This window comes from Brevundimonas sp. AAP58 (genome assembly GCF_001295975.1).
In the GTDB taxonomy this organism is placed as follows: domain Bacteria; phylum Pseudomonadota; class Alphaproteobacteria; order Caulobacterales; family Caulobacteraceae; genus Brevundimonas.
This window is the reverse complement of sequence record NZ_LJHU01000011.1, coordinates 21,486-46,732: the sequence shown is the minus strand read 5'-3', so window position 1 is coordinate 46,732 and position 25,247 is coordinate 21,486. Positions and strand designations below refer to the sequence as shown.

Annotated in this window: 21 protein-coding genes; 15 read left to right on the top strand and 6 right to left on the bottom strand. The window is 68.7% G+C overall.

The window, feature by feature from the left end; translation table 11 throughout:
* Positions 1 to 24 precede the first annotated feature (24 nt).
* Entirely contained in the window at positions 25 to 1,311 is a 1,287-nt protein-coding gene (locus IP78_RS01450) for a DUF3422 family protein (protein ID WP_054109938.1), read from the bottom strand.
* A gap of 146 nt (positions 1,312 to 1,457) precedes the next feature.
* Between IP78_RS01450 and bchI the strand changes: the two genes are divergently transcribed.
* Genes bchI through bchO form a run of 3 tightly spaced genes read left to right on the top strand, consistent with a single transcriptional unit; the run spans position 1,458 to position 5,112 of the window.
* On the top strand, positions 1,458 to 2,468 hold the full coding sequence (gene bchI, locus IP78_RS01445) for a magnesium chelatase ATPase subunit I (protein ID WP_054109937.1): 1,011 nt from the start codon (positions 1,458 to 1,460) through the stop codon (positions 2,466 to 2,468).
* Entirely contained in the window at positions 2,465 to 4,213 is a 1,749-nt protein-coding gene (locus IP78_RS01440) for a magnesium chelatase subunit D (RefSeq protein WP_054109936.1), read from the top strand. The genes bchI and IP78_RS01440 overlap by 4 nt, the downstream gene beginning before the upstream one ends.
* Before the next feature lie 2 nt (positions 4,214 to 4,215).
* Complete coding sequence (bchO, locus tag IP78_RS01435) at positions 4,216 to 5,112, top strand: alpha/beta fold hydrolase BchO (RefSeq protein ID WP_054109935.1); 897 nt, start codon at positions 4,216 to 4,218, stop codon at positions 5,110 to 5,112.
* Positions 5,113 to 5,225: 113 nt separating this feature from the next.
* On the opposite strand, the gene IP78_RS01430 is transcribed toward bchO, so the two are convergent.
* On the bottom strand, positions 5,226 to 5,954 hold the full coding sequence (locus IP78_RS01430; protein WP_054109934.1) for a hydratase: 729 nt from the start codon (positions 5,952 to 5,954) through the stop codon (positions 5,226 to 5,228).
* Positions 5,955 to 6,076: 122 nt separating this feature from the next.
* Positions 6,077 to 7,642 carry a 1-hydroxycarotenoid 3,4-desaturase CrtD gene (crtD, locus tag IP78_RS01425; RefSeq protein WP_054109933.1) on the bottom strand — a complete coding sequence of 522 codons (1,566 nt, stop codon included), beginning with the start codon at positions 7,640 to 7,642 and terminating at the stop codon, positions 6,077 to 6,079.
* A gap of 92 nt (positions 7,643 to 7,734) precedes the next feature.
* Here crtD and IP78_RS01420 point away from each other — a divergent pair, with 92 nt between their 5' ends.
* From IP78_RS01420 to pufM, 9 genes are all read left to right on the top strand, one after another.
* Positions 7,735 to 8,829 (top strand): methyltransferase, encoded by a 1,095-nt coding sequence (locus IP78_RS01420; RefSeq protein ID WP_054109932.1) that lies wholly within the window; start codon positions 7,735 to 7,737, stop codon positions 8,827 to 8,829.
* Between the two features lie 98 nt (positions 8,830 to 8,927).
* The gene (bchC, locus tag IP78_RS01415; protein WP_054109931.1) at positions 8,928 to 9,851 is read left to right on the top strand and encodes a chlorophyll synthesis pathway protein BchC; all 924 of its coding nucleotides are present in this window, start codon (positions 8,928 to 8,930) and stop codon (positions 9,849 to 9,851) included.
* On the top strand, positions 9,848 to 10,840 hold the full coding sequence (locus tag IP78_RS01410) for a chlorophyllide a reductase iron protein subunit X (RefSeq protein ID WP_197272342.1): 993 nt from the start codon (positions 9,848 to 9,850) through the stop codon (positions 10,838 to 10,840). The genes bchC and IP78_RS01410 overlap by 4 nt, the downstream gene beginning before the upstream one ends.
* A 5-nt stretch (positions 10,841 to 10,845) precedes the next feature.
* On the top strand, positions 10,846 to 12,366 hold the full coding sequence (bchY, locus tag IP78_RS01405) for a chlorophyllide a reductase subunit Y (RefSeq protein ID WP_054109930.1): 1,521 nt from the start codon (positions 10,846 to 10,848) through the stop codon (positions 12,364 to 12,366).
* Complete coding sequence (gene bchZ / locus IP78_RS01400) at positions 12,363 to 13,832, top strand: chlorophyllide a reductase subunit Z (protein WP_054109929.1); 1,470 nt, start codon at positions 12,363 to 12,365, stop codon at positions 13,830 to 13,832. The genes bchY and bchZ overlap by 4 nt, the downstream gene beginning before the upstream one ends.
* Positions 13,833 to 13,946: 114 nt before the next feature.
* Positions 13,947 to 14,102, top strand: coding sequence for a light-harvesting antenna LH1, beta subunit (gene pufB / locus IP78_RS15710; protein ID WP_029414705.1), 156 nt, complete (start codon positions 13,947 to 13,949; stop codon positions 14,100 to 14,102).
* Positions 14,103 to 14,185: 83 nt separating this feature from the next.
* A complete protein-coding gene (gene pufA, locus IP78_RS01390) occupies positions 14,186 to 14,353 on the top strand; it encodes a light-harvesting antenna LH1, alpha subunit (protein WP_029414706.1) in 168 nt (55 codons plus the stop codon).
* A 115-nt stretch (positions 14,354 to 14,468) separates the two neighbouring features.
* Positions 14,469 to 15,293 carry a photosynthetic reaction center subunit L gene (pufL, locus tag IP78_RS01385; protein WP_054109928.1) on the top strand — a complete coding sequence of 275 codons (825 nt, stop codon included), beginning with the start codon at positions 14,469 to 14,471 and terminating at the stop codon, positions 15,291 to 15,293.
* Between the two features lie 13 nt (positions 15,294 to 15,306).
* Complete coding sequence (gene pufM, locus IP78_RS01380) at positions 15,307 to 16,227, top strand: photosynthetic reaction center subunit M (RefSeq protein ID WP_054109927.1); 921 nt, start codon at positions 15,307 to 15,309, stop codon at positions 16,225 to 16,227.
* Positions 16,228 to 16,324: 97 nt separating this feature from the next.
* Here the strand turns inward: pufM and IP78_RS01375 are convergent, their stop codons facing one another.
* From IP78_RS01375 to IP78_RS01365, 3 genes are all read right to left on the bottom strand, one after another.
* A complete protein-coding gene (locus IP78_RS01375; RefSeq protein WP_156320238.1) occupies positions 16,325 to 18,142 on the bottom strand; it encodes a hypothetical protein in 1,818 nt (605 codons plus the stop codon).
* A gap of 102 nt (positions 18,143 to 18,244) precedes the next feature.
* Complete coding sequence (locus IP78_RS01370; RefSeq protein ID WP_054109925.1) at positions 18,245 to 19,753, bottom strand: DEAD/DEAH box helicase; 1,509 nt, start codon at positions 19,751 to 19,753, stop codon at positions 18,245 to 18,247.
* 276 nt (positions 19,754 to 20,029) lie between these two features.
* The gene (locus IP78_RS01365; protein WP_054109924.1) at positions 20,030 to 21,592 is read right to left on the bottom strand and encodes a carboxylesterase/lipase family protein; all 1,563 of its coding nucleotides are present in this window, start codon (positions 21,590 to 21,592) and stop codon (positions 20,030 to 20,032) included.
* A 161-nt stretch (positions 21,593 to 21,753) separates the two neighbouring features.
* On the opposite strand from IP78_RS01365, the gene IP78_RS01360 reads away from it, so the two are divergent.
* From IP78_RS01360 to IP78_RS01350, 3 genes are all read left to right on the top strand, one after another.
* A complete protein-coding gene (locus tag IP78_RS01360) occupies positions 21,754 to 23,856 on the top strand; it encodes a malate synthase G (protein WP_054109923.1) in 2,103 nt (700 codons plus the stop codon).
* Positions 23,857 to 23,906: 50 nt separating this feature from the next.
* Positions 23,907 to 24,296, top strand: coding sequence for an AprI/Inh family metalloprotease inhibitor (locus IP78_RS01355; protein WP_054109922.1), 390 nt, complete (start codon positions 23,907 to 23,909; stop codon positions 24,294 to 24,296).
* Positions 24,297 to 24,363: 67 nt separating this feature from the next.
* Entirely contained in the window at positions 24,364 to 25,245 is an 882-nt protein-coding gene (locus tag IP78_RS01350) for an ABC transporter ATP-binding protein (RefSeq protein WP_054109921.1), read from the top strand.
* Positions 25,246 to 25,247 lie beyond the last annotated feature (2 nt).

Sequence of the window (25,247 nt, the reverse complement as noted above, 5' to 3'; positions counted from 1 at the left end):
CCCGATGCGCCGCGACAAATTGGGTCAGCCGTGCTCGTCGGTGAGTTTACGCCGGAACGACCGCAACCAGTACCAGACGCCAGCCACCACGAAAGGAGCGACGACGCCCGTGGCGATGGTCGCATCAAAGCCCCGAACAGAGGCTTCGACCGCCTTGAGCGGGAAGCCGAGCAGGGCGACGGCGTAGTAGGAAATGGCCACGGTCGACAGGCCCTCGACGGTTTGCTGCAGTTTCAGCTGAGCCCCGGCGCGACGGTCCATCGAGGCGAGCAGAGCCGCGCTGGTCGCCTCAGCCGCCACCTCGACCCGCGTGTTGAGCATCTGCGTCATGCGGGCGATGCGCCGGATCGCGGCGCGTTGGCGCTCGGCGACGGCGTCGCAGGTGCGCATGGCTGGGTCGAGACGGCGCTGCATGAACTCGCCGAGCGTGAGCAGACCGTTGATGTGCGCTTCGCGAAGCATCTCGATGCGCTCGCGCACGATGCGGTGGTAGGCGGCCGCCGCGTCGAAGCGGAAGCCGGTGCGGCCGATCAAGGCCTCGGTCTCTCCAGCCAGGCCCGACAGTTCGTCGAGCAGGCGGCGGTCGGCCTCCGGGTCGCCGTCCTGGGTCAGCTTTTCCGCCAGTTCGCCCGCGCGCGATTCGATGGCGGCGAGCTCGCGGCCGGTCTGGCCGGCGACGGGAAATGCCAGGAGCGCCATCAGGCGATAGGTCTCAACCTCCAGCAGGCTTTGGACAAGGCGGCCGGTCTGGGAGGCGTCGCCGGCGTGGGCCAGCATCAGAAGCCGGGTCATGCCCCGGCCGTCGGGCCGGAAGTCTGTGAAGACGATGGCAGCGTCGTCGGCGAGGCGGGAGCCCACCACCTCGATGCCGAACATGGCCGCCGCCGCCGCCGGATCGACGGCGGGCCAGACCTCCAGCCGGGTGGCGACTAGAACCTCGCCTGGAAAGCTCGCCAGCCAGTCCTCTGGGACCATGTCGAAGGCGGTCTCGTCGAAGGCGGTCGAGCCGGTAGGCGTGCGAAAGCCGGTCCATGTCGAGAGCTCGGTGTGCCGCTCCCACCGAAGACGCCAGGTGCCGCCATCCAGCACGGCCCAGCGCGCGGTCGGGCCGGGTTCGGGCTGACCCAGCCGACGACACAGGGCGGCCATGTGATCGCGGTCCGCCGCCTCGCCGTCCTGGCCTGACAGGGTAGCGATACGAGTGACGAGCGCGGGCCCGGTCAGGGGGGTGAAGGGCCGGGCGTGGGCCTCGGCCAGCAGCGCATCCCTCTGCGGATGATAGCGCCAGCCTGTCGGCGTCGATGCGGCCATCGGCCCCTCCGCAGGGCGAAGCGCCCACGCTTCACGATAGGCAGAACCGCGCGACAAACTCAAACGACGCGGGTTTGCCATGTCTGCGACGCGTTGACCCGGCGGCGCAATGGTGTGACCGTGAGTGTCAAACTGATTGGACACTCATGCGCCTCGTCTTTCCCTTCTCGGCCATCGTCGGCCAGGCGGACATGAAACTGGCGCTGCTTCTCGCCGCGGTGGACCGCACGCTGGGTGGGGTCATGGTCTTCGGCGACCGGGGCTCGGGCAAGACGACGGCGGTGCGCGGGCTGGCGGCGCTGTTGCCTGCGCTGCCGGTCATCTCGGGGTGCCGATTCAATTGCGAGCCGGATGAGCCGTCCTCGGCCTGCGTGGGTGTGTGCCGCCATGAGGGGCCGGGCCAGACGCCCGCGCCGGTGGTCGACCTGCCGCTAGGGGCGACCGAGGACCGAGTCGTCGGCGCGCTGGATCTGGAGAAGGCCCTGACCCTCGGCGAGAAGGCGTTCGAGCCGGGTCTGCTGGCGCGCGCCAATCGCGGCTTTCTGTATATCGACGAAGTGAACCTGCTGGAGGATCACCTGGTCGACCTGCTGCTGGACGTGGCGCAGTCGGGCGAGAACGTGGTGGAGCGCGAGGGGCTGTCGGTGCGGCACCCGGCGCGCTTCGTGCTGGTGGGTTCTGGCAATCCGGAAGAGGGCGAGCTGCGACCGCAGCTGCTGGACCGGTTCGGTCTGTCGGTGGAGGTGCGCACGCCCGACACACTGGCCGAGCGGATCGAGGTGGTGAAACGGCGCGACGCCTTCGACCGCGATCCGGCCGGGTTCGCCAAGGCCTGGAAGAGCAAGGACGCGGCCGTGCGCAAGAAGGTGGCGGCGGCGCAAGGGATGCTGGACGCCGTGACCGTGCCCGACGCCGTGCTGGAGGCCGGGTCGCGGCTGTGCATGGCGGTGGGGGCCGATGGCTTGCGTGGCGAGCTCACGTTGCTCAGGGCGTCGAGGGCGCTGGCGGCGATGGAAACGCGGGAAACCGTGACGGAGGCGGACCTGCGGCGGATCGCGCCGATGGCGTTGCGGCACCGGCTGCGGCGCGGGCCGCTTGACGATCAGGCGGGAACCAGCCGGATCGAGCGGGCGATCGACGACCTGCTGGCGGCATGACACAGGCTGCCGATCAGTGGGCCGACGCGATGCTGGCGGCGGCGCTGCTGGCGGTCGATCCGGAGCTGGGCGGAGCGGCCGTGCGGGCCGGGCCGGGCCCGGTGCGGGACAACTGGCTGTCGGGGCTGAAGGCGCTGCACGCGGACGGGACTCCGTGGAAGCGATTGCCACCGGGGATCGGCGATGATCGGCTGCTGGGCGGGCTGGACCTGGCGGCGGCGCTGGGGGCTGGAACCCGGGTTTTGCAGAAGGGCATGCTGGTCGAGGCTGATGGCGGCGTGCTGATCGCGCCGATGGCCGAGCGGCTGGACGGCGGGGTAGCGGCGCGGCTGGCCGGGGCCATCGACGAAGGCGCGGTGCGGATCGAGCGCGACGGGGCGTCGGAACGGACACCGACCCGGTTCGTGCTGGTCGCGCTGGACGAGGGGCTGGAAGACGAGCGGCCGCCCGAGGTCCTGCTGGAGCGGCTGGCGTTCCGGATCGATCTGGACGGTGTGGGCTGGCAAGAGGCGGAGCCGATCAGCGCCACGCCGGACGACATCGCAGAGGCGCGGGCGGCTCTGGCGCAGGTCGCGGCACCGGACGAGGCAGCGATCCATGCGGTATGCGCGGCGTGCGAGGCGCTGGGTGTGGCGTCGCTCCGGGCTCCTCGGCTGACGCTGCGGACTGCGGCAGCGCTGGCGGCGCTGGAGGAGCGCCAGGCCATCGAGGCCGAAGATCTGACGACGGCGGCGCGGCTGGTGCTGAGCCCGCGCGCGACGCGGCTGCCGCCGCAGCCGGTGCCGGAGGAGGTGGAGCCCGAGGCCGAGCCCGATCCGGCGGAGGCGGAAGGCGCAGACGAGACCGAGGCCTCGGACCGGACGCCGGAGGTGCTGGACGATCTGGTGCTGGAGGCGGCGCGGGCGGCCTTGCCGGAGGGGCTGGAGGCGCTGTGGGCGGCGTCGGGGCAGGTGGTCCGGGGCGCGCCCGCGCGGTCGGGACCGGCGGGGGCGAAGATTCCGGCGGCGAAGCGGGGGCGGCGCATCGGGTCGCGGCCGGGGCGGCCGGATGGGGCGGCGGCGCTGGATCTGGTCGAGACGCTGAAGGCCGCCGCGCCGTGGCAGAGGCTGCGCGGCGGGCGGCTGGGCATGCGCGAGCCGATGCGGGTGCGGCGCGACGACTTTCGCGTGCGGCGTTTCGAGCAGAGGGCCGAGGCGACAGTGATCTTCGTGGTCGACGCCTCGGGGTCAGCGGCCTTGCAGCGGCTGGCCGAGACCAAGGGGGCGGTCGAGCTGCTGCTGGCCGAAGCCTATGTGCGCAGGACCCAGGTGGCGCTGGTCGCATTCCGCAAGGAGGCGGCGGAGGTGCTCTTGCCGCCGACGCGGTCGCTGGCGAGGGCGCGGCGGGAGCTGGCGGCGCTGGCGGGGGGCGGGACGACGCCGTTGGCGAGCGGGCTGGAGGCGGCGGCGGCGCTGGCGCTGGGCGAGCGGGCCAAGGGGCGAACGCCTCTGCTGGTCGTGATGACCGATGGACGGGGCAATATTGCCCTCGACGGGGCGTCTTTCCGAACGCGGGCGGAGCAGGACGCCCTGACGGCCTGCCGGCGCATTCGGGCGGCGGGGGTGTCGGCGGCGCTGATCGACGTCTCGCCCCGGCCGAGGGGCGATGGAGCCAGGCTGGCCGAGGCGATGGGGGCGACGTTCGCAGCGCTGCCCTATGTCGAGGCCGAGCGGGTGCGCGACCTCGTGCGGTCGCTGGACGTCTGAGCATGGGCGACCGTCCGGACTGGGCCGTCGAGGGCCGGGATTGGCCCAACCGCGAGGCCAGCCGCTTCGTCACGGCGGGCGATCTGACCTGGCATGTGCAGACGATGGGGCAGGGGCCGGTCGTTTTGCTGCTGCACGGGGCGGGGGCGGCGACGCACAGCTGGCGTGATCTGATGCCGAGGCTGGCGGAGCGGTTCACCGTGGTTGCGCCGGATCTGCCGGGGCATGGCTTCACCGCCATGCCGAGGGACAATCGTCAGTCGCTGTGGGACATGGCGCGGCGGACGACGGCGCTGATCGAGACGATGTCGGTGCGGCCGAGTCTGGTGGTCGCGCATTCGGCGGGTGCGGCGATCGCGCTGAGGATGTCGCTGGACGGGCGGTTCGGCGAGGCGCCGATCGTGGCGATCAACGGGGCGCTTCAGCCCTTCGCGGGGCCGGTCGCGCCGCTGTTCCGGGGGCTGGCGATGGGATTGTTCGTCAATCCGCTGGCGGTCGGCCTGTTCGCGCAAGCCGCGCGCGATCCAGGCCGGGTGGCGCGGCTGATCCGGGGGACGGGATCGATGATCGATGATCGGGGCGTGGAGCTCTATGGCCGCCTCCTGAGGAAGCCCGGGCATGTGGCGGGGACGCTGGGGATGATGGGCAGCTGGGACATCACCGACGTGCTGCGGAGCCTGCCGCAGTTGATCGCCGAGCTGACGCTGGTGGTCGGGACGCGCGATCAGGCGGTGCCGCCTTCGGTGGCGGAGGAGGTCCGTGCATCCCTGCCCGCCGCGCGGATCGTAACTCTGGCCGGGCTGGGCCATCTGGCGCACGAGGAACGGCCCGATCTGGTCGCGGCGGTGATCGAGGAGGTGGCCGCGCGGCATGGGTTGATGGAGGAGGCCACCGCATGAGCGGAACCCAGGTGTTCATCGTCGAGAGCGTGCTGGTCTTCGGCCTGATTCTGGGCTGGGCCGTATGGGAGCTGTTCTCGACCCGGCGCTCGCTGAAGCGCGACCGAGAGGCCTCAGCGGAGCGAGCGCGGCATGCGGAAGGGCAGCATGGCGCGGACGATGGGCGACCTCAGCCGCCCCAGTGACAGGCTTTCGTGCACGGCCTGGCAGGGCTCGCCCAGCAGGTGGTTCGACAGGGTCGAGCGCGAATAGAAGGGTGTGTCCTCCCACGTCGTCTCGACATGGACCGGCCGCCCGGCGTCGGCGCGGGTGTGGCGCGGCATGCGCCAGATCGTGGGGGGCAGGAGGGCGTGCGGCGGCGGCTCGACGGTCTCGGGCACGGCGTCCTTGTCGAACCGCAGCGCGAGACTGAGGGCGGTGCCGTCCTTGCGCTTGAGGTCATAGAGGACGGCGCTGTCCTGGCGCAGATGGGCGCGAGACCAGTCCCAGACTTCGAAAGCGTCCTCCATCGGTTCTGACCCCGCGTTGGTGTCCAGATAGCCCTCGCCGGTCCAGGACAGGGACGGGTCGTCCAGCGTGACCTCGACGCGGGACCGGGGCGCGATGGGGCGCCAGATATGCTTGCCCACGTCGTCGAGCGGGAAGGCGATCTCGTTGATGGCGCGCGGACGGACCCGGACCGTGCCGCGCATGCGCTTGGGGATCATCGGCATGGGCGGGACTGGGGCGGTCGTCTCGTCGAAGCGGATGACCAGTTCATCGCCATCCCAGCGGACGGAGCTGGGGCCCAGCTGCAGGGTCTCGGCGTCGCGGAAGACCTGAGACGCGGGTCGCTCGGTCATGGACCACCGCTCGCAGCCGGGGCCATAGAGGGCGACGTTGAGGGCGCTGTGGTTCTCCGGCTTCCCGCGTCCCGACCAGGCGTACCAGGGCGAGAAGACGCTGCCGACGAAGGCGATGATGGTCAGGCCGAAACGGCCGTCGTCACTGAGGGCGTCGACATACCACCAGGCGTAGCCGCCGGGGCCGACCGGCGCATCGAAGCGCGGTCCGCCATGACGGCCAAGGCGGCCTGCCGTCCCGACAGGGCCGCCATCGGGACGCCCGCCCCAGGGTGAGTCGCCCCGCCGCAGAGATAGAGTCCCGGCATCCGCGTACGGGCTCCGGGCCGTCGAAAGGCCCCGTCCCAGCCGTGACCCGCGCGGCCATAGAGGGCTCCACCCGTCCCCGGAAAGCGCTTCTCGAAGGAGTCTGGCGTCGTGACCGCCATCGTCGGGAGGTGAGGGCGCAAGTCGACCCCCGAGGCTCGGATCGAGGCGAAGGCGCGCGAGCGACATGTGTCGATCTCCTCTGGCGACCAGGTGTGAACGTCGCCGTTCGGCGGCGCGTTGGTGATGGCGAAAAACCGCTCGGGTCCTTCGCAGTGGGGTGGTCCGTCGTCATCGCCCCGGTCCTGGGCGCAGATGTAGACGGTGGGGATGGTCGGGGCGCGACCCGCGTGCAGGTCGTCGAACTCGGCGACGTAGTCGGGCGAGAAATAGAGGTTGTGGCGCACCAGCGGCACGTCACGCGCCTCGGCCGTGAAGGCGAAGGTGACGGCCGACAGCGAGCGTGCGCGGGGCGGGGTGGCCGAGACCGCGCGGGCGGCCGCTGTGCCGAACCGGCCTTGCGCCAAGGCCGATGGGTCGGCGTTCACGATGACGGTGCGCGCCTCGATCCGTTCGCCGGAGGACAGGACGACACCGGACGCCCGGCCCCGCTCGGTCAGGATTTCGGCGCAGGCCTCGCCGGTCCGGACGGTTCCGCCGAGCGACTGGATCAGGCCGGTCAGGGCCTCGGGGATCCGCTGCATGCCGCCGTCGACCAGCCAGACGCCCTGCTGCTCGACATGGGCGATCAGCATCAGGGTGGCGGGCGACTTGAAGGGCGAGCAGCCGGCGTAGGTGGCGTAGCGGCCGAACAGCTGGCGCAGGCGCGGGTCACGGAAATAGCTCCCGAGCTCGGCCCACAGCGAGCGGTAGGGCATGATCGACCACTGATCGAGCGGGCGATGCAGGCCGATGTCGAGCGTCAGTCCCGCGATGGTCGGCTTGGGCCGCTGGATGAACGGGCGTTCCAGCACCTGATAGATCTTGGCGGCGCGGGCGGCGAAGGCGCGGAAGCGCCGGGCTTCGTCCGCGCCGGACAGGTCGCCCACGGCCTCGGCCGAGCGGTCGAGATCGGCGTGCAGGTCGAAGGTGGAGCCATCGGGCCAGCTATGACGGGCGAGCGTCTCGGCCCGGCGGACGGTCAGGTGGCGGTCCAGCGATGTGCCCGCGCGTTCGAACAGGGTCTCGAACACCCAGCGCATGGTGAAGACGGTCGGACCCGAATCGATGCCGCGTTCGTCGACCAACTGTTCCGACAGCTTGCCGCCCGGCGTGGCGGCCTTTTCGACCACTGTGACGTCCATACCCTGGGCGCACAGGTCCACCGCGGCGGCGAGACCGCCGATGCCAGCTCCAACGATGACGACCCGGTCGCGGGGCATGACCCGCCTTTCGTGTCTTGCGAGGGATACACTAAAGGTGTCCAGTTGGATTGACACAAGGGAAATCGGCCGGGTGGGTCGATACGCGCCATATGAAGCTGCACGATCGATGGCGCGCCTGGCGGAACAGGCTGATCGGTTCTCCTGGTTTTCAGAGATGGGCCGCGCGGTTTCCGCTGACGCTGCCCATCGCGCGCCGACGGGCGGCCGCCCTGTTCGATGTCACGGCCGGGTTCGTTTACTCACAGATCGCCCATGCCTGCGTGACCTCGGGGCTGCTGGAGCGGCTGGCCGAGGGGCCTATGTCCGTCGAGGCGGTCGGTGCAGCGGTGGACCTGGATCGCGACGGGGCGCTGAGGTTGCTGCGCGCGGCAGCAGCGCTGAAGCTGGCGGAACCGGCGGGCGAGGATCGCTGGGCGCTGGGGGTCGAGGGAGCCTCCCTGCTGGGCGCGCCGGGCGTGGCGGCAATGATCCGGCACCATGCCCTGCTCTATGCCGACCTGGCCGACCCGATGGCCCTGCTAAGGCGCGGCGGTGGGGGCGGGGCGCTGGCGGCCTATTGGACCTATGCGGAGGGCGGTCCGCCGGATGCGGAACAGGCCGAGGCCTACTCGCGGCTGATGAGCGACAGCCAGGCCATGGTGGCGGCCCAGGTGCTCGACGCCTATCCCGTCGCGCGGCATCGGCGGTTGCTGGACGTCGGGGGCGGGGAGGGGACCTTCCTGCGGGCGGTGGCGGCAAGGGCACCGGGCGCGGAGAGGATGCTGTTCGACCTGCCCCCCGTGGCCGAGCGGGCCCGGGCGCGGTTCGCGGCCGAGGGGTTGGCGCTGGAAGCGACGGGCGGGGATGTGTTCCGGGACGCTCTGCCGACCGGGGCGGACGCCGTCAGCCTGATCCGCGTGCTGCACGATCACGACGATGGACCGGCGCTGGCGATTCTGAAGGCGGCGCAGGCGGCTCTGCCTCCCGGTGGCACTCTGCTGATCGGCGAGCCGATGGCGCAGGAGCCGGGCGCGGAGCGGGTCGGGGACGCCTATTTCGGGATGTATCTGCTGGCCATGGGCTCGGGCCGGCCTCGCCCCGCGCGAGAAATAATCTCCATGTGCCGGGAAGCGGGATTCGCCAGCGCCCGCCGCGTTCGGACGGCCATGCCGGTCATCGCCAGCCTGATTGTCGCGCGGAATTGACAGAACAAAGTGTAATCAAAGTTTGACAACCCCAACTGTCAATCTAAGCTGACAGTTGGGAGGGTGCCTATCTTGGTCCGGCCTCCCGAGGCATCGAGATGGACACTTTAGCCGTCGTACTGGAGGAGCCCCGCCGACTGGCGCTCCGCCTGCTCGACCTGAAGCCTGCCGGCCCCGACGATGTGGTCGTCGAGGTGGAGGCCAGCGGAATCTCGACCGGAACCGAACGCCTGCTGTGGGACGGCCGCATGCCCCACTTCCCGGGCCTGGGCTATCCGCTGGTGCCCGGATACGAATCAATCGGCCGCGTCGTGGACGCTGGAGCCAACGCGCAAGACCGGATCGGCGAGCGGGTGTTCGTCCCCGGCTCGTCCCACTTCATCGACGCCCGCGGCCTCTTCGGCGGCGCGGCCCGCACCCTGATCACGCCATCGTCGCGCACCGTCGCCCTGCCGGACGGGCTGGAGGACGACGGGGTCCTGCTGTCTCTGGCGGCCACCGCCTATCACGCCATCGTCGGTGGCACGGCGCCAGACCTGATCGTCGGCTACGGCACACTCGGGCGTCTACTGCTGCGGATCACCGAGGCGATGGGGCACGACAAGCCGACCGTCTGGGAAACCAATGCGGCGCGCCGCAACGGCGTGGCCATCCATCCCGACGCGGATGATCGCCGCGACTATCGCTCGATCTACGACGCGTCCGGCGCCGAGGACCTGATGGATTTCCTGGTCGCGCGGCTGGCCCGCAGCGGCGAGATCGTCCTGGCCGGATTCTATGAGGCGCGTCTGTCCTTCGCCTTCCCCATGGCCTTCATGAAGGAGGCTCGGTTCCGCATCGCCGCCGAGTTCCGGCCCGAGGACGTGGCCGGGGTGACCGCCCTGATCGCCTCCGGCGCGCTCAGCCTGGAGGGTCTCATCACCCACCGCATGGCGGCGACCGAGGCCAACGACGCCTATCCGACCGCCTTCGGCGAACCGACCTGCCTCAAGATGATCCTCGATTGGAGGAACTGCGCGTGACCGTGACCCTGATTACCCACAAGCACCTGCGTGAAGAAGCCAAGGTCGAGCCGGATCCCGTGCACACTGGCGAGGTCACCAAGGAAACCCAGATCATCGCCATCTACGGCAAGGGCGGCTCGGGCAAGTCCTTCGCCCTGTCCAACCTCAGCTACATGATGGCCCAGCAGGGCAAGCGGGTGCTGCTAATCGGCTGCGATCCCAAGTCCGACACGACCAGCCTGCTGTTCGGCGGCAAATCCTGCCCGACCATCATCGCCACCTCCGCCGCCAAGAAGCTGACCGGCGAGGAAGTGCGCATCGAGGACGTCTGCTTCCAGCGCGACGGCGTCTTCGCCATGGAACTGGGCGGGCCCGAGGTCGGGCGCGGCTGCGGCGGACGTGGGATCATCCACGGCTTCGAGCTGCTGGAGAAGCTGGGCTTCCACGACTGGGGCTTCGACTACGTCCTGCTGGATTTCCTGGGCGACGTGGTGTGCGGGGGCTTCGGCCTGCCGATCGCGCGCGACATGTGCCAGAAGGTCATCGTCGTCGGGTCCAACGACCTGCAGAGCCTCTACGTCGCCAACAACGTCTGCTCGGCGGTCGAATACTTCCGCAAGATGGGCGGCAACGTCGGCGTGGCCGGCATGATCATCAACAAGGACGACGGAACGGGCGAGGCCGCGGCCTTCGCCAAGGCGGTCGACATCCCCGTCCTGGCCTCGATCCCGGCCAATGAGGACATCCGCAGGAAGTCCGCCAACTATCAGATCATCGGTACGTCCGACAGCGAATGGGGCAGCCTGTTCGCCGGCCTGGCCCAGGCCGTGACCGACAGCCTGCCGCAGCATCCCAAGCCCCTGACGCAGGACGGCCTCCTGGGTCTGTTCAGCCCCGATCAGGTCGGCGGCGAAGTGCGGCTGATGCCCGCCAGCCAGAGCGACATGCGCGGGGCCAGCTACGTGCCCAAGGCCTCGCTCGAAGTCATCTACGACGAGGCGGTCTGAGCGACATGGCCGACGGTCCCCCCATCTCCAACCCGCAAGCCGCCGAGCCCGTCTCGCTGGACGGCGGCTGCCACGGCGGCAAGGCGGAGCTGCAGGCGGCGGCGTCCAAGGCCGGCAAGTCCGAGATCCTGGCGCGCTATGCCAAGGACTATCCGGTCGGGCCTCACGATCAGCCGCAGTCGATGTGTCCGGCGTTCGGTAGCTTGCGCGTCGGTCTGCGGATGCGGCGCACGGCGACGATCCTGTCGGGGTCGGCCTGCTGCGTCTATGGCCTGACCTTCACCAGCCACTTCTACGGCGCGCGCCGTTCGGTCGGCTATGTGCCGTTCAACTCCGAGAGCCTGGTCACCGGAAAGCTGTTCGAGGACATCCGCGACGCGGTCCACAAGATGGCTGATCCGGCGCTCTACGACTCCATCGTGGTGACCAATCTGTGCGTGCCCACCGCCTCGGGCGTGCCGCTTCAGCTGCTTCCCAAGGAGATCAACGGCGTCCGCATCGTGGGCATCGACGTGCCGGGCTTTGGCATCCCGACCCACGCCGAGGCCAAGGACGTGCTGGCCGGGGCCATGCTGAATTATGCGCGCAAGGAGGTCGAAGCCGGCCCCGTCGCCGCGCCCAAGACCCGGGCTGACAAGCCGACCGTCACCCTGCTGGGCGAGATGTTCCCGGCCGATCCCATGATCATCGGCCGCATGCTGGACCCGATGGGCCTGGCCCCCGGACCCGTGGTCCCGACCCGCGAGTGGCGCGAGCTGTATGCCGCGCTGGACTGCGCCGTCGTGGCCGCCATCCACCCCTTCTACACCGCCAGCGTGCGCGAGTTCGAAGCCGCCGGCCGCAAGGTCGTGGGCTCGGCCCCGGTCGGGCGCGACGGCACGGCCGCCTGGCTCCAAGCGATCGGGCAGGCCTGCGACGTGCCGCAGGACAAGATCGACGCCGTCAAGAACGCGATGCTCGGGGCCATCGGCGCGGCCCTGGCGGCCACCCCGATCAAGGGGCGGATCACGGTCTCGGGCTATGAGGGGTCCGAGCTTCTGGTCGCGCGCCTCCTGATCGAGAGCGGGGCCGAGGTCGACTATGTCGGCACGGCCTGTCCGCAGACGAAATGGTCCGATCCGGACCGCGAGTGGCTGGAGGCCAAGGGGGTCACGGTCAACTACCGCGCCTCTCTGGAACAGGACCTGTCGGCGGTCGATGCGATCCGGCCGGACCTGGCGATCGGCACGACGCCCGTGGTGCAGCACGCTAAGGCCATGTCGATCCCGGCGCTGTATTTCACCAACCTGATCTCGGCGCGGCCCCTGATGGGACCGGCGGGCGCGGGATCGCTGGCCCAGGTCATCAACGCCGCCATCGCCAACAAGGCGCGCTTCGACAAGATGAGCGCCTTCTTCGACGGCGTCGGCTCGGGCGACACCTCGGGCATCTGGTCCGAGACGCCGGTGCCCCGTCCCGAGTTCAAGGCCCGCTACGCCAAGCAGATGGCCGCCGCGGCCAAGGCCGAGGAGCACGTCGGGACATGACGCTGATCCTCGATCACGACCGGGCGGGTGGGTATTGGGGGGCGGTCTACGCCTTCACCGCCATCAAGGGCCTGCAGGTCATCATCGACGGCCCCGTGGGCTGCGAGAACCTGCCGGTGACCTCGGTGCTGCATTACACGGACGGCCTACCCCCGCATGAGCTGCCGATCGTCGTCACGGGTCTGGGCGAGGACGAACTGGGTCGCCACGGCACCGAAGGCGCGATGAAGCGGGCGTGGAAGACGCTCGACAAGGATCTGCCCTCTGTCGTCGTCACCGGTTCCATCGCCGAGATGATCGGCGGGGGCGTGACGCCGGAAGGCACCAACATCCAGCGCTTCCTGCCACGCACCATCGACGAGGATCAGTGGCAGTCGGCGGATCGCGCCCTGACCTGGCTGTGGACCCAGTTCGGTCCGAAGAAGATGCCGAGGCCGCGTGATCGGGCCGAGGGCGACAAGCCGCGCGTCAACCTGATCGGCCCGATGTACGGCGTGTTCAACATGGCCTCGGACGTGGCCGAGATCAGGCGCCTGTGCGAGGGCATCGGGGCCGAGGTCAACATGACCTTCCCGCTGGGCAGCCACCTGGCCGATGTGCGCAATCTGGCGGACGCCGATGTCAACATCTGCATGTACCGCGAGTTCGGGCGGGGTCTCTGCGAGGCGCTCGAAAAGCCCTACCTGCAGGCACCGATCGGGCTGGACTCGACGACGCTGTTCCTGCGCCGGCTGGGCGAGCTGACGGGGCTGGACCCCGAGCCCTTCATCGAGCGCGAGAAGCATACGACGATCAAGCCGCTGTGGGACTTGTGGCGCTCCGTGACCCAGGACTTCTTCGGCACGGCGTCGTTCGCCATCGTCGCCAACGAGACCTATACGCGCGGGGTCCGCAAGTTCCTCGAGGACGACCTCGGCCTGCCGTGCCAGTTCGCCATCTCGCGCGTGGCCGGGACCAAGACCGACAACGTCGCCATCCGCGACCTGATCCGGGACACCAAGCCGCTGGTGCTGTTCGGCAGCATCAATGAGCGGATCTATCTGGCAGAGGCCGGGGGTGGCGGCCACGGACCCCAGGGCGTCTGGGTGCCGGCGAGCTTCCCCGGCGCGGCGATCCGCAGGCACACGGGCACGCCCTTCATGGGCTACGCGGGCTGCACCTTCCTGATCCAGGAGGTCTGCAACGCCCTGTTCGACGCCCTGTTCGCCATCCTGCCGCTGGCGTCCCAGCTCGACGCGGTGGAGGCCACGCCGGCGCGGCCGCACGCCGAGATCGTCTGGGAAGACGCCGCCTCCGACGAGCTCGAGAAGCTGGTCGCCTCGCAGCCCGTCATCGTTCGCATTTCCGCGGCCAAACGCCTGAGGGACGCCGCCGAGCGCGCCGCCCGTCAGGCCGGAGAGGACCGGGTCACCCTCGACCGCCTCGCCGCCGCCAACGCCATCGTCCTGAGCGGGAGGGCCGCATGACGCGCGCCGTCTCTTTGTCTCGGACCCGCCTTTCGACGTTCGGCTTGCCGGGCGGCGGAAACAGCCACGGGACTTCCCCGTGGCTGGGAAGAGCTCCAACGAAAGGAGGAGATTATGTCTGACCACTCTGGTGGGTCCCTCACGGGTCTCACGCCGGAAGCGGCCAAAGAGTTCCACGGCCTGTTCATGACAAGCTTCATCGGGTTCACGCTTATTGCCGTGGTCGCCCATGGACTCGTCTGGGCCTGGAAACCGTGGTTGGGGGCTTAAACCTCTCCACTTTACTTGTCGGCCAGTCATTTTGACTGATCGATGCCAACAAAGCCGGTCACCGGCTATGGAGGACTACAGTCATGTGGAGAATTTGGCTCCTTTTCGATCCCAGACGGGCGCTCGTCGCGCTCGCCGTCTTCTTGTTCACCCTGGCTCTGCTGATCCACTTCATCCTGCTCAGCTCGCCTCGGTACAACTGGATCGACGGCGCAGAACGTGCGGCGGCGGCGGCTACGGCCACCCCCTGACGGGAACCGCGCATGCGGCGCGCGGGCGGGACCGGAGCGATTCGATCCCGTCCGTCGCGACCCCGATATTTTGAGCCCAACCCGACGTTGATCGGGACAGCGGGCGGAGACGGTCATGGCCTTACTGAGTTTTGAGCGAAAATACCGCATCAGGGGTGGCACCCTGATCGGCGGTGACATGTTCGATTTCTGGGTGGGGCCGTTCTACGTCGGCTTCTTCGGTGTCACGACGGCGTTCTTCGCCTCGCTGGGTACCGCCCTGATCTTCTACGGGGCGTCGCTGGGCGACACCTGGAACCCCTGGCTGATCTCGATCAATCCGCCCGATATCGCCTACGGCCTATCGTTGGCACCTCTTCGCGAGGGCGGCATCTGGCAGCTTGTCACCATCTGCGCGACCGGAGCCTTCATTTCATGGGCGCTTCGAGAGGTCGAGATCTGTCGAAAACTCGGCATCGGCCTGCATGTGCCTATCGCGTTTGGCGTGGCGATCCTGGCCTATCTGACGCTCGTGGTGTTCCGGCCGTTCCTGATGGGTGCCTGGGGGCACGGCTTCCCGTATGGCATCTGGAGCCACCTCGATTGGGTGTCCAACGTCGGCTACCAGTACCTCAACTTCCACTACAATCCGGCCCACATGGTCGCGATCACCTTCTTCTTCACGACCACGATGGCGCTCGCCCTGCACGGTTCGCTGGTGCTGGCGGCGGCCAATCCGGGGCCGGGCAAGGTGGTGCGCCAGCCGGAGCACGAAGACACCTTCTTCCGCGACTTCATCGGCTATTCGGTTGGCACGCTCGGCATTCACCGGGTCGGCCTGTTCCTGGCGCTTCAGGCGGGGATCTGGAGCGCCATCTGCATGATCATCAGCGGTCCGGTCTGGACCGCAGGCTGGCCCGAATGGTGGGACGGCTGGCGCAACCTGCCGATCTGGCAATAGGAGGGCGAGCGACATGAACGCCTATCAGAATATCTTCACCCAGGTTCAGGTCCGCGGGCACGCCGAGATGGGCGCGCCCACCACAGACCCGGACGCCGAGCGCGTTGGCACCCCCTTCTTCAGCTACTGGATCGGCAAGATCGGCAACGCCCAGATCGGGCCCGTTCATCTGGGCTGGACCGGCGTAGTCTCCCTGCTGACCGGGTTCCTCGCCTTCGAGATCATCGGGCTGAACATGCTGGCCCAGGTGAACTGGAACCCGTTCGAGTTCATCCGCCAGCTGCTGTGGCTGGGTCTGTATCCGCCCCCGCCCGAGCAGGGTCTGAACATCCTGCCGCCGCTCAATCAGGGCGGATGGTGGCTGATCGCCGGCTTCTTCCTGACAGTGTCGCTGATCAGCTGGTGCATCCGCAGCTATCAGCGGGCCAAGGCCCTGGGTCTGGGCACGCACACCACCTGGGCCTTCGCATCGGCGATCTGGCTGTACCTCGTGCTGGGCTTCATCCGCCCGATCATGATGGGCAGCTGGTCGGAAGCCGTGCCGTTCGGCATCTTCCCGCACCTGGACTGGACCGGGGCCTTCTCGATCACCTACGGAAACCTGTTCTACAATCCGTTCCACGCGCTTTCGATCGTGTTCCTCTATGGCTCCACCCTGCTGTTCGCCATGCACGGGGCGACCATCCTGGCGACCACGCGCTACGGTGCCGATCGGGAAGTCGAGCAGATCACCGATCGCGGCACCGCCGCCGAGCGCGGCGCGCTGTTCTGGCGCTGGACCATGGGCTTCAACGCCACGATGGAATCCATCCACCGCTGGGCCTGGTGGTTCGCTGTCCTGACGACGTTGACCGGCGGCATCGGCATCCTGCTGACCGGCACTGTGGTCGACAACTGGTTCGACTGGGCCATCGCGCACGACTACGCCCGCTGATCCGGACGCCCGCCGATCTCCGCCCCTGCTCGGGGGTCGGTTGGCCAGAGGCCCCGTCGGTTCGCCGGCGGGGCCTTTTCATGGCCTGCAGGGCAGGTCATCGAAGGTCGGCGACGGCGTAGAGGGTGAAATCGGGTCCTTCGGCAATGGAAGCGACGCCGGCCGTCGCTTGGATGAACTGGCCCCGCGCCAATAGCCGCGAGGCGCGCAAGCGGCGCTGCCAGGCCGTTCCGTCACTCTCGAGGTGATCGAAGAGCCCGTCGGAAATGGCGACATAGTCAACCCCCGAGGCGCGCAGATACGTCGTGACGGCACCGGGCGAGGTCTGTTGAGGCCAGCCTGACCCCGGGCCCGCTGTGGCGACCTGGTCGGCGGCGAGGACGACATTGCGCCTGACATCCAGCTGATCGGCATGGGCCAGGTGGACCGCGAGAAGGGTCGCGCCCGGCGGAACCTGCTGCTGCGCCGATCGATAGGCACGACCGATCTCGGGATCCAGGGCTGGCTGTTGCCAGCGCAGTCTCAGCGCTGCCGGAGCCGCGCTTTCAATGGCCGCCCGCGCGGATGGCAGGGCGGCGATGGCGATGACGCCGATGCATCCGACTGTGGCCAGGCCGAGCACGGGCCGAGCGATCACCTTCAGCTTGGCGGATGTCTGGGTTGTCAGCTCGAGGCGCGAGGCCAGGGCCGCGAACGCGGCGAACAGGATCGGAAAGGCATAGCGGTCAAGCGCGAGACCCCCGGTCGCGCTCGCGACAAGAAGGACGGCAGCGCTCGTGATGCCGAGAAGGACAAGGCCGCCCTGAGGTGCCTGGTCGCTCCGCCGCAACCAAAGCCATACGAGTCCAATCATGGCGAGCAGCGCCCAGGTCCAGACCGCACGTGCGGACATGGATATGGTCTCAACCCACGACACCTGCGCCGCAGAGCCGTCGACGTGAACGCCACCACCGAGGAAGGGGTAGAACAGGGTCCCGGACGCCTGAAGAGACCCGATCATGGCGGGCGCGAGGATCATGCCCGCCAACCCTGCGGCTATGGCCAAGCTGCCCCAGTCTTGCCTTGAGATGACCGGTAGGGCGGCGGAGGTGGCCAGAAGGGCGATGAAGGGAGCGGCTGTCGGACGGAGGGTCAAAGCCACGGCGCAAAAGATTGCGAGCACCCTGAACCATGCTGTCTGTCCGATGGGGGCCGATGCGCATGCCATCCAGGCCTGCACCGCGCCGAACAGCACGGCGGCGTAGAGAACGGCCGGCGCGAGGTTCGCGATAGGCTTGGCTGTCATCGTCAGCCAGACGAACGCGACGCCAAAGATGACGCTCGCCGAGACCACCCGCGCCATCGGTGTGGTTCTGCTCGCCAGTAGGAGCCACGCGCCTATCAGGGCAAGGCCCAATCCCGGCTCGTACACGGACAGCCAGCGCGTTCCGAGCAGGTCGCGGATGATGGCGACCAGACCGAACTGTCCGCCGAAGCCGTAGAGCCGTCGCTCGCTGAAAGGCTCGGCTCCCGACGCCCCGAGCAGGGCCAGCTTTTCCGAGAACAAGAGATAGGCCGGACCATCGTCGTTGGCATTGATCTCGGGCGGTATGAAGATGAGGCCGAAGATCGGGACCGCCACGATCACGATTGCCAGCAGTGTCGGTGTCTCGGGCACGAGATGTGGCCGGGATCGCAGCAATGGAGCCGCCGCCAAGACAACGCCGAGTCCTACGGCGGCGAGGAGAACCCAAGTCGAGAAGAGCCCTGCGGCGTTCAGAACCACCGTAAGCCAGACGAGCAGTCCCAACCCCAGGAGTGGCAGGGCAGGAAGACTGTCTGCCCGCGTGAGACCGGTCACAGGACGAACCAGGCGGCCAAGGCCCGCGCAGCCGACAACGAACGTCAGCATTGCTGCAAACGCCAGAAACACCATCACGCAATCCCCCGAAAGCGATCAGACCGTCCAGGTCATGCCTGCCAGAGGGGCGGTTTGATCACAACGGTGTTCTCGGGATCGCTCCGAGCTGCGACCGCTTCAGCCGTTGGCGGCGAAGCCCTTGCCGCCGTTGGACGGACGGCGACGGCGGGGACGGCGACGGATTTCGCCTTCCTTCACCGGCTGTGCCGCGGCGCGGGCGTCGGCCTGGGGCGCGCGGCTGCGGGCGCGATCAGCGGCCAGGGGGTCGAAGGGCGTCGTCGGCGCGATGGAACGGTCGCCGTTGCCGGTGCCTGGGCCGCGATGGCCCTTGCGCTGACGGTGCGGCTGACCGCCGTGGGGTGCCTTGACGCCTTCGCGACGCGGGTTGCGAGGGCCGCCGCGGGATTGCGGCTGATCACGCCCGTCGTCGGGCATGGAGGCCTTCTTGCCGACGCCCGCCGCCATGATGGAAGCGTCCAGCCGGCCCAGGGAGGCGTCGTTGCGACGATCCACAGCCGGGATCTTCTGCCGGGTGACCTTTTCGATGTCGCGCAGCAGCTTCATCTCGTCGCCGGCGACGAAGCTGACGGCCGAGCCGTCCTTCCCCGCCCGCGCGGTGCGGCCGATGCGGTGGACGTAGGCCTCGGGCACGAAGGGCAGCTCGAAGTTGACCACATGGGAGACGTTATCGACGTCGATGCCGCGCGCGGCGATGTCGGTGGCGACCAGCACCCGCAGCTTGCCGGCCTTGAAGGCGGCGAGCGTGCGTTCACGCTGGGGCTGGGACTTGTTGCCGTGGATGGCGCCCGCCTGGACGCCGCCGGCCTCCAGATAGGCCGCGACCTTGTCTGCGCCGTGCTTGGTCTTGGTGAAGACCAGGCAGCGGGAATAGTTCGGATCGGAGAACATCTCGGTCAGGAGCGCGCGCTTGCGCCCCTGCTCGACCCAGATGACCGACTGGTTGATGCGTTCGACCGTGGTCGACTGGGGCGTGACCTGGACGCGCACGGGGTCCTTCAGCAGGTCACTGGCCAGCTTGCCGATCTCGGTTGGCATGGTGGCCGAGAAGAACAGGTTCTGGCGGCGGTGCGGCAGGCGGGCGACGACCTGGCGGATCGGCTTGACGAAGCCGAGGTCCAGCATCTGGTCGGCCTCGTCCAGCACGAAGATCTCGGTGGTCGAAAGGTCCAGCGTCTTCTGCTGCATGTGGTCCAGCAGGCGGCCGGGCGTGGCGACCAGGACGTCGAGGCCCTGTTGCAGGGCGCGCTCCTGGGGGCCGTAGCTGACGCCGCCGAAGACGACCGCGACGCGGAAACCCAGGTGGCGGCCATAGGCCTTGAAGCTGTCGGCGATCTGGGTGGCCAGTTCGCGCGTCGGCGACAGGATCAGGGCGCGGGTGGTGCGGGGAAGCGGTGGGGTGCGGTTCTCGGCCAGGCGATGAAGGATCGGCAGGGCGAAGGCCGCGGTCTTGCCGGTGCCGGTCTGGGCGATGCCCAGCAGATCCTTGCCGGTCATCACCGAGGGGATGGCCTGGGCCTGGATGGGGGTGGGGGTGACGTAGCCCTCAGTCGCGAGGGCGGTCAGCAGGGCCTTGTTCAGGCCGAAGGAGTCGAAGGTGATGCTCATGGGAGCGAGTGTCTTTCGCATGCGGCGACGCGCATCGGCCGGGCTGAAACGCCAAAGAACCGCGCGCCGCCAGTCCCTCGCCGCTTGAACGAGGGCTTGACCGGGCGCCGCCCCGCGTGTCCGGGCAGCGAATGAAGCTCGAGGAGCCTGCGTCTTCTACAGAGCGGTCTTCGTCTTGGGTGAAGACCCACACGCGCTGGAGACGCCGGAGGCCGCAAGGGTGCGACGGACCGGCACATGGGCCTCGAATACGGTGAAGTCAAGGCCGAGCGCGGCTCACGTCCCGGGCTGGACGTAGGGAATGCGCGCGAACAAGCGGCGTTCGTCGCCTCGGGGGTCGTCCTCCATCCGGGGTGGGACGTCCATGATCATGGTCTGGCGGCGCTTCAGATCGTAGGGCGTCCAGGCGGGCAGGCCGGAGTGGTTAGGATTGCCTGTGCGGGCGAAGGCGACGAAGGCCCTGGATAGAATGTCGGCCATCGGTTGCGCCTGAGGCCCTTGGGCGCGGCTGCCGAGGGCGGCTACGGTGTCGAGCGCCAGGGGGATGTCGTCGGTGTGCATGGCGCCGCGGCGGCCGCCGTCGATGGGGCTGGTCCAGTTCAGCTGGTAGACGAAGGCAGGCGTTCCGGCGGCGGCCCGGGCCTCGGCCTCGATGATGGCACCGCGCCAGGAGCGAGCGGCCGTGGTGGCGGCGAAGAAGACCTGGCTGGGGGTCCAGTCGGGGTGCATGGCGCGGTAAGCGGCGATGACGCCCTCGGGCGCGACGTCGATGCGCATATTGGCGAGGGTCATGCGGCCGGGCAGGTCGTCCCAGGTCAGGCTGTAGTTCGCCGGATCTCCGCCGAGGAAGGCGCGGGTCTCGTCCTTGGTGTTGCCGATGATCATGGGGATGGCCGCCGACTGGGCGGGCGCGTCCGGCCAGAAGGGGTGCCGGGTCAGGGTGCGGTCGTCCAGCACCGGGCCGAAGTAGAGCGAGCCGTAGCCGAGCACGGGGTCGCCGATCTCGGCGGCGCGGAGCAGGCGGTCGACAGGCAGAGCCGCGGCCTCTGCGGCGCGCTCGGGCGGCAGGTCCAGCGCGTCGAGCCAGGCGGCGGCACGGCGGGTCGCGTTTAGGGGGCCGGAAGCGGTGACCTGCTGGCCGCTCATGGTCGCGGCGCGGTGGAACAGGCCGGCGGCGGAGGGGATGGCCAAAAGCGTGGCGATCTTGGCCCCGCCGCCGGACTGGCCGAAGACCATCACGCGCGATGGGTCTCCGCCGAAGGCTGAGATATTGTCGCGCACCCACTGGAGCGCCAGGACCAGGTCCAGTTGGCCCGCATTGCCGCTGTCCGCGAATGCGGGACCGACGAGGCGGGCGAGGTAGGCATAGCCGAACAGGTTCAGCCGGTGGTTCAGGGTGACAACCACGACGTCGTTGCGACCCGCCAGCCGGGTTCCATCGTAGAGCGGACTGGAGCCCGAGCCGGTCGAGTAGCCGCCACCGTGGATATAGACCATCACCGGCCGGCGCTGGTCGTCGAGACCGGGCGTCCAGACGTTGAGGAACAGGCAGTCCTCGGACTGGTTCGGCTCCGATCCGGTCTGGGGACTGGCGGGGCCGTAGGCGAGGGCGTCGGCGGGGTCGGTCCACGGCCGAGGTGGCGAAGGCGGCTGGAACCGGCGCGTGCCGGTGTCGGCACCGTAGCGGATACCTTTGAACACGGTGACCGTCCCGTCCCGATAGCCACGCACGGGGCCGTTGCTCGTCGCGGCGGTGGGGTGGTCGGCGCGGTGCTGGGTGAAACCGCCGAGTGCTGGAAGCAACAGGCCCGCCATCACCGTCCGACGTTTAACCTGCATCTTACCCTCCACGCACTCCTGAGCTGGGATGGTAGGTGCCGGCTGCGGCGCTGTCACCGGTGTCAGAGCTGGGATGACTTGCACCGCGTCGCCCGGCCCGCTCTAGTGTGATCACGCATTGTTACGAGCCGCCTCCCCAGTCCGGTTCGACGGAGATCCGCATGACCCATATCGACCGCGCCGGCCTGTCGGTCGCCGAGGAGCTGGCGACGTTCATCGAGGCGGAGGTGCTGCCGGGGCTGGGCATCGAGGCGGATGGCTTCTGGGCGGGCGTGGCCGACATTTTCACCCGGTTCACGCCGGAGAACCGTACCCTGCTGGCGCGGCGGGACGACCTGCAGGCGCGGATCGACGCCTGGCATGCGGCGCGCAGGGGCCAACCGCATGACGCGGCGGTAACGGAGAGCTTCCTTCGCGACATCGGCTACCTCGTGTCCGAGCCGGCACCGTTCCAGGTCGGGACCGAGCGGGTGGACGACGAGCTGGCCAGGCTGGCGGGGCCGCAGCTTGTGGTGCCGATCCTGAACGCGCGGTTCCTGCTGAATGCGGCGAACGCGCGGTGGGGAAGCCTGTATGACGCGCTCTATGGCACCGATGCGTTGGGCGATCTGCCGCCTCCGGGTGGGTATGACGCGGAGCGAGGCGCGCGGGTGGTGGCGCGGGCCAAGGCGTTCTTGGACGAGGCCGTACCGCTGGCGAGTGGTTCATGGGCCACCCTCGCCGATCCATCGCCGCTCAAGATCACGTTGCGCGATCCAGGTCAGGTCGTCGGCCGGACCCCGAAGGGCGTGCTCTATCGCCACAACGGTCTGCACATCGAGGTGGTGTTTGACCGGGACCATCCGGTTGGCGCGACCGATCCGGCGGGAATCGCCGATGTGATCCTGGAATCGGCGCTGTCGACCATCTGCGACCTGGAGGATTCGGTCGCGGCCGTGGACGCGGCGGACAAGACCGCCGCCTATCGCAACTGGCTGGGCCTTATGCGGGGCGACCTGAGCGCCAGCTTCCAGAAGGGCGGGGGGACGTTGGAGCGGAGGCTGGAGGTCGACAAGACCTATACCGCCGACGATGGATCGACCCGGACGCTGAAGGGCCGGTCGCTGCTGTTCGTGCGCAACGTCGGCCATCTGATGACCAATCCGGCGATCCGGCTACCGGATGGGTTGGAGGCGTTTGAGGGTATTCTCGATGCGATCGTGACGTCGCTGATCGGGCTGTATGATCTGAAGGGGCTTGGCCGGTTCCGGAACTCGACGGCGGGGTCGATCTACATCGTCAAGCCTAAGATGCACGGGCCGGAGGAAGCCGGCTTCACCAACCGGCTGTTCGACGCGGTCGAGGACCTGCTGGCGCTGGAGCGGCACACGATCAAGGTCGGGGTGATGGACGAGGAGCGGCGCACGTCGGCCAACCTGGCGGCCTGCATCCACGCGGTGAAGGACCGGATCGTCTTCATCAATACGGGCTTCCTCGACCGCACCGGGGACGAGATCCACACGGCGATGCGGGCCGGGCCGGTGTTGAGGAAAGCTGACATAAAGTCGTCCAGGTGGATCGCAGCCTATGAAGCGAGAAACGTCGCCATCGGCCTCGCGTGCGGCCTGTCGGGGCGTGCCCAGATCGGCAAGGGCATGTGGGCGGCACCGGACCGCATGGCCGACATGCTGGAGCAGAAGATCGGCCACCCGAAGACCGGGGCCAACACCGCCTGGACGCCCAGCCCGACGGCGGCGACCCTGCATGCCATGCACTATCATGCGGTCGACGTCTTCGCCGTGCAGAAGGAGGTCGTCCAGCGGCCGACGCCGGGCCTGGAGGACCTCCTGACGCCGCCGCTGGCGCAGGGGGCGAACTGGTCCGAGCAGGAGGTGGCCGACGAACTCGACAACAACGCCCAGGGCATCCTGGGCTATGTCGTGCGCTGGATCGACCAGGGGGTTGGGTGTTCGAAGGTGCCCGACATCCATGACATCGGCCTGATGGAGGATCGGGCGACGCTGAGGATCTCGTCCCAGCACATCGCCAACTGGCTGCTGCACGGGGTATGCACGGCCGAGCAGGTGGAGGCGGCGTTCCTGCGCATGGCGGCCAAGGTGGATGCGCAGAACGCGGGCGATCCTCTGTATCGGCCGATGGCGACCGATCCGGAGGCATCGCTCGCCTATCAGGCGGCGCGGGCTCTGGTGTTCGAGGGCGTGCACCAGCCGAACGGCTACACCGAGCCGCTGCTGCATGCGTTCCGGCTGCGGGTGAAGGGCTGACGCCTTGTCCTCGCCGCGATCGCGGCGGAAGGTGCGAGCGTGAGGAGCCCATGACTGATGCACGAGCCAAGCTTGCCGCCATGCTCGCCGGAGCCTTGGTCTTGACCGCCTGCACGCCGCCGTCCGCCGCGTCCGAACTACAGGGGCAGGCCCTCCCTGTGGACCAGGTGGCGGGATACTGGGCACTGTCAGAGGCGGGCGGAGACGCGCGCTGTCAGCTGTCCTTGGCCAACTTGATCATTGATGGCGTGCGACCGGTGCTCGCGGAGCGGTGCACCATTCCGGCGATCGCGGCGGCGAAGTCCTGGCGCGCGACGACGAGCGGTTTCGAGCTTCTGGGCGGGGACGGCGCGGTCGTCATGACCTTCCGCCGAACAGGCGTGGACGCCTTTGAAGAGGCCTCCGGACGCTACCGACTGAGCCGCGCGCCCATTTCCTGACGCATTCGTAACTTGCGGCCCCCGGCCCGACGTGACAAGTCTCCTTGACCTAGCAGGGGACTACGAAATGCTGTCGGTGAAGAATCTCGTCCACGTCTACGGCAATGGCACGCGCGCGCTCGATGACGTGACGCTGACCGTTCCCACCGGGATGTTCGGTCTGCTGGGGCCGAACGGGGCGGGCAAGTCGACGCTGATGCGGTCGATCGCGACGCTGCAGACGCCCACTTCGGGCTCCATCGACTTCGACGGCATCGACGCCATCGCCGAGCCGGACAAGCTGCGACGCACGCTCGGCTATCTGCCCCAGGACTTCGGTGTCTATCCGCGCGTTTCGGCCTACGACATGCTGGATCACATGGCCGTGCTGAAGGGCATCGCGGGCGGCAAGGAGCGCAAGGAAACGGTCGAGACCCTGCTGAACCAGACCAACCTCTGGTCGGTGCGGAAGAAGGCCCTGGCCGGCTTCTCGGGCGGCATGCGTCAGCGCTTCGGCATCGCCCAGGCGCTGATCGGCAATCCCAAGCTGATCATCGTCGATGAACCGACCGCCGGTCTGGACCCCGAGGAGCGCAACCGCTTCCTGAACCTGCTGGCCGAGATCGCTGACAACGTCGTCATCATCCTGTCGACCCACATCGTCGAGGACGTGGCCGACCTGTGCCCGAAAATGGCGGTGCTGGCGGGGGGAAAGATCCAGCTGGAGGGCGCGCCCGCCGAGCTGATGGAGCGGCTGAACGGCCGGGTCTGGAAGAAGACCATCGACAAGGAAGCGCTGGAGGACCACCGCGCCAAGCACGAGGTCATCTCCACGCGCCTGTTCGCGGGACGCACCGTGATCCACGTCTTGTCCGATCGTCGTCCGGGAGAAGGGTTCGAACCCGTGCCTGGCGGGCTGGAGGACGTCTATTTCTCGACCCTGTCGGCGTCCCGGAAAGCGGCGGCCTGAGC

Bases quoted from the DNA above. Each gene is read 5' to 3' on its own strand.
- IP78_RS01450 (WP_054109938.1), bottom strand. From the start codon at position 1,311: ATGGCCGCATCGACGCCGACAGGCTGGCGCTATCATCCGCAGAGGGAT.
- bchI (WP_054109937.1), top strand. From the start codon at position 1,458: ATGCGCCTCGTCTTTCCCTTCTCGGCCATCGTCGGCCAGGCGGACATG.
- IP78_RS01440 (WP_054109936.1), top strand. From the start codon at position 2,465: ATGACACAGGCTGCCGATCAGTGGGCCGACGCGATGCTGGCGGCGGCG.
- bchO (WP_054109935.1), top strand. From the start codon at position 4,216: ATGGGCGACCGTCCGGACTGGGCCGTCGAGGGCCGGGATTGGCCCAAC.
- IP78_RS01430 (WP_054109934.1), bottom strand. From the start codon at position 5,954: ATGACCGAGCGACCCGCGTCTCAGGTCTTCCGCGACGCCGAGACCCTG.
- crtD (WP_054109933.1), bottom strand. From the start codon at position 7,642: ATGCCCCGCGACCGGGTCGTCATCGTTGGAGCTGGCATCGGCGGTCTC.
- IP78_RS01420 (WP_054109932.1), top strand. From the start codon at position 7,735: ATGAAGCTGCACGATCGATGGCGCGCCTGGCGGAACAGGCTGATCGGT.
- bchC (WP_054109931.1), top strand. From the start codon at position 8,928: ATGGACACTTTAGCCGTCGTACTGGAGGAGCCCCGCCGACTGGCGCTC.
- bchY (WP_054109930.1), top strand. From the start codon at position 10,846: ATGGCCGACGGTCCCCCCATCTCCAACCCGCAAGCCGCCGAGCCCGTC.
- bchZ (WP_054109929.1), top strand. From the start codon at position 12,363: ATGACGCTGATCCTCGATCACGACCGGGCGGGTGGGTATTGGGGGGCG.
- pufB (WP_029414705.1), top strand. From the start codon at position 13,947: ATGTCTGACCACTCTGGTGGGTCCCTCACGGGTCTCACGCCGGAAGCG.
- pufA (WP_029414706.1), top strand. From the start codon at position 14,186: ATGTGGAGAATTTGGCTCCTTTTCGATCCCAGACGGGCGCTCGTCGCG.
- pufL (WP_054109928.1), top strand. From the start codon at position 14,469: ATGGCCTTACTGAGTTTTGAGCGAAAATACCGCATCAGGGGTGGCACC.
- pufM (WP_054109927.1), top strand. From the start codon at position 15,307: ATGAACGCCTATCAGAATATCTTCACCCAGGTTCAGGTCCGCGGGCAC.
- IP78_RS01375 (WP_156320238.1), bottom strand. From the start codon at position 18,142: ATGGTGTTTCTGGCGTTTGCAGCAATGCTGACGTTCGTTGTCGGCTGC.
- IP78_RS01370 (WP_054109925.1), bottom strand. From the start codon at position 19,753: ATGAGCATCACCTTCGACTCCTTCGGCCTGAACAAGGCCCTGCTGACC.
- IP78_RS01365 (WP_054109924.1), bottom strand. From the start codon at position 21,592: ATGCAGGTTAAACGTCGGACGGTGATGGCGGGCCTGTTGCTTCCAGCA.
- IP78_RS01360 (WP_054109923.1), top strand. From the start codon at position 21,754: ATGACCCATATCGACCGCGCCGGCCTGTCGGTCGCCGAGGAGCTGGCG.
- IP78_RS01355 (WP_054109922.1), top strand. From the start codon at position 23,907: ATGACTGATGCACGAGCCAAGCTTGCCGCCATGCTCGCCGGAGCCTTG.
- IP78_RS01350 (WP_054109921.1), top strand. From the start codon at position 24,364: ATGCTGTCGGTGAAGAATCTCGTCCACGTCTACGGCAATGGCACGCGC.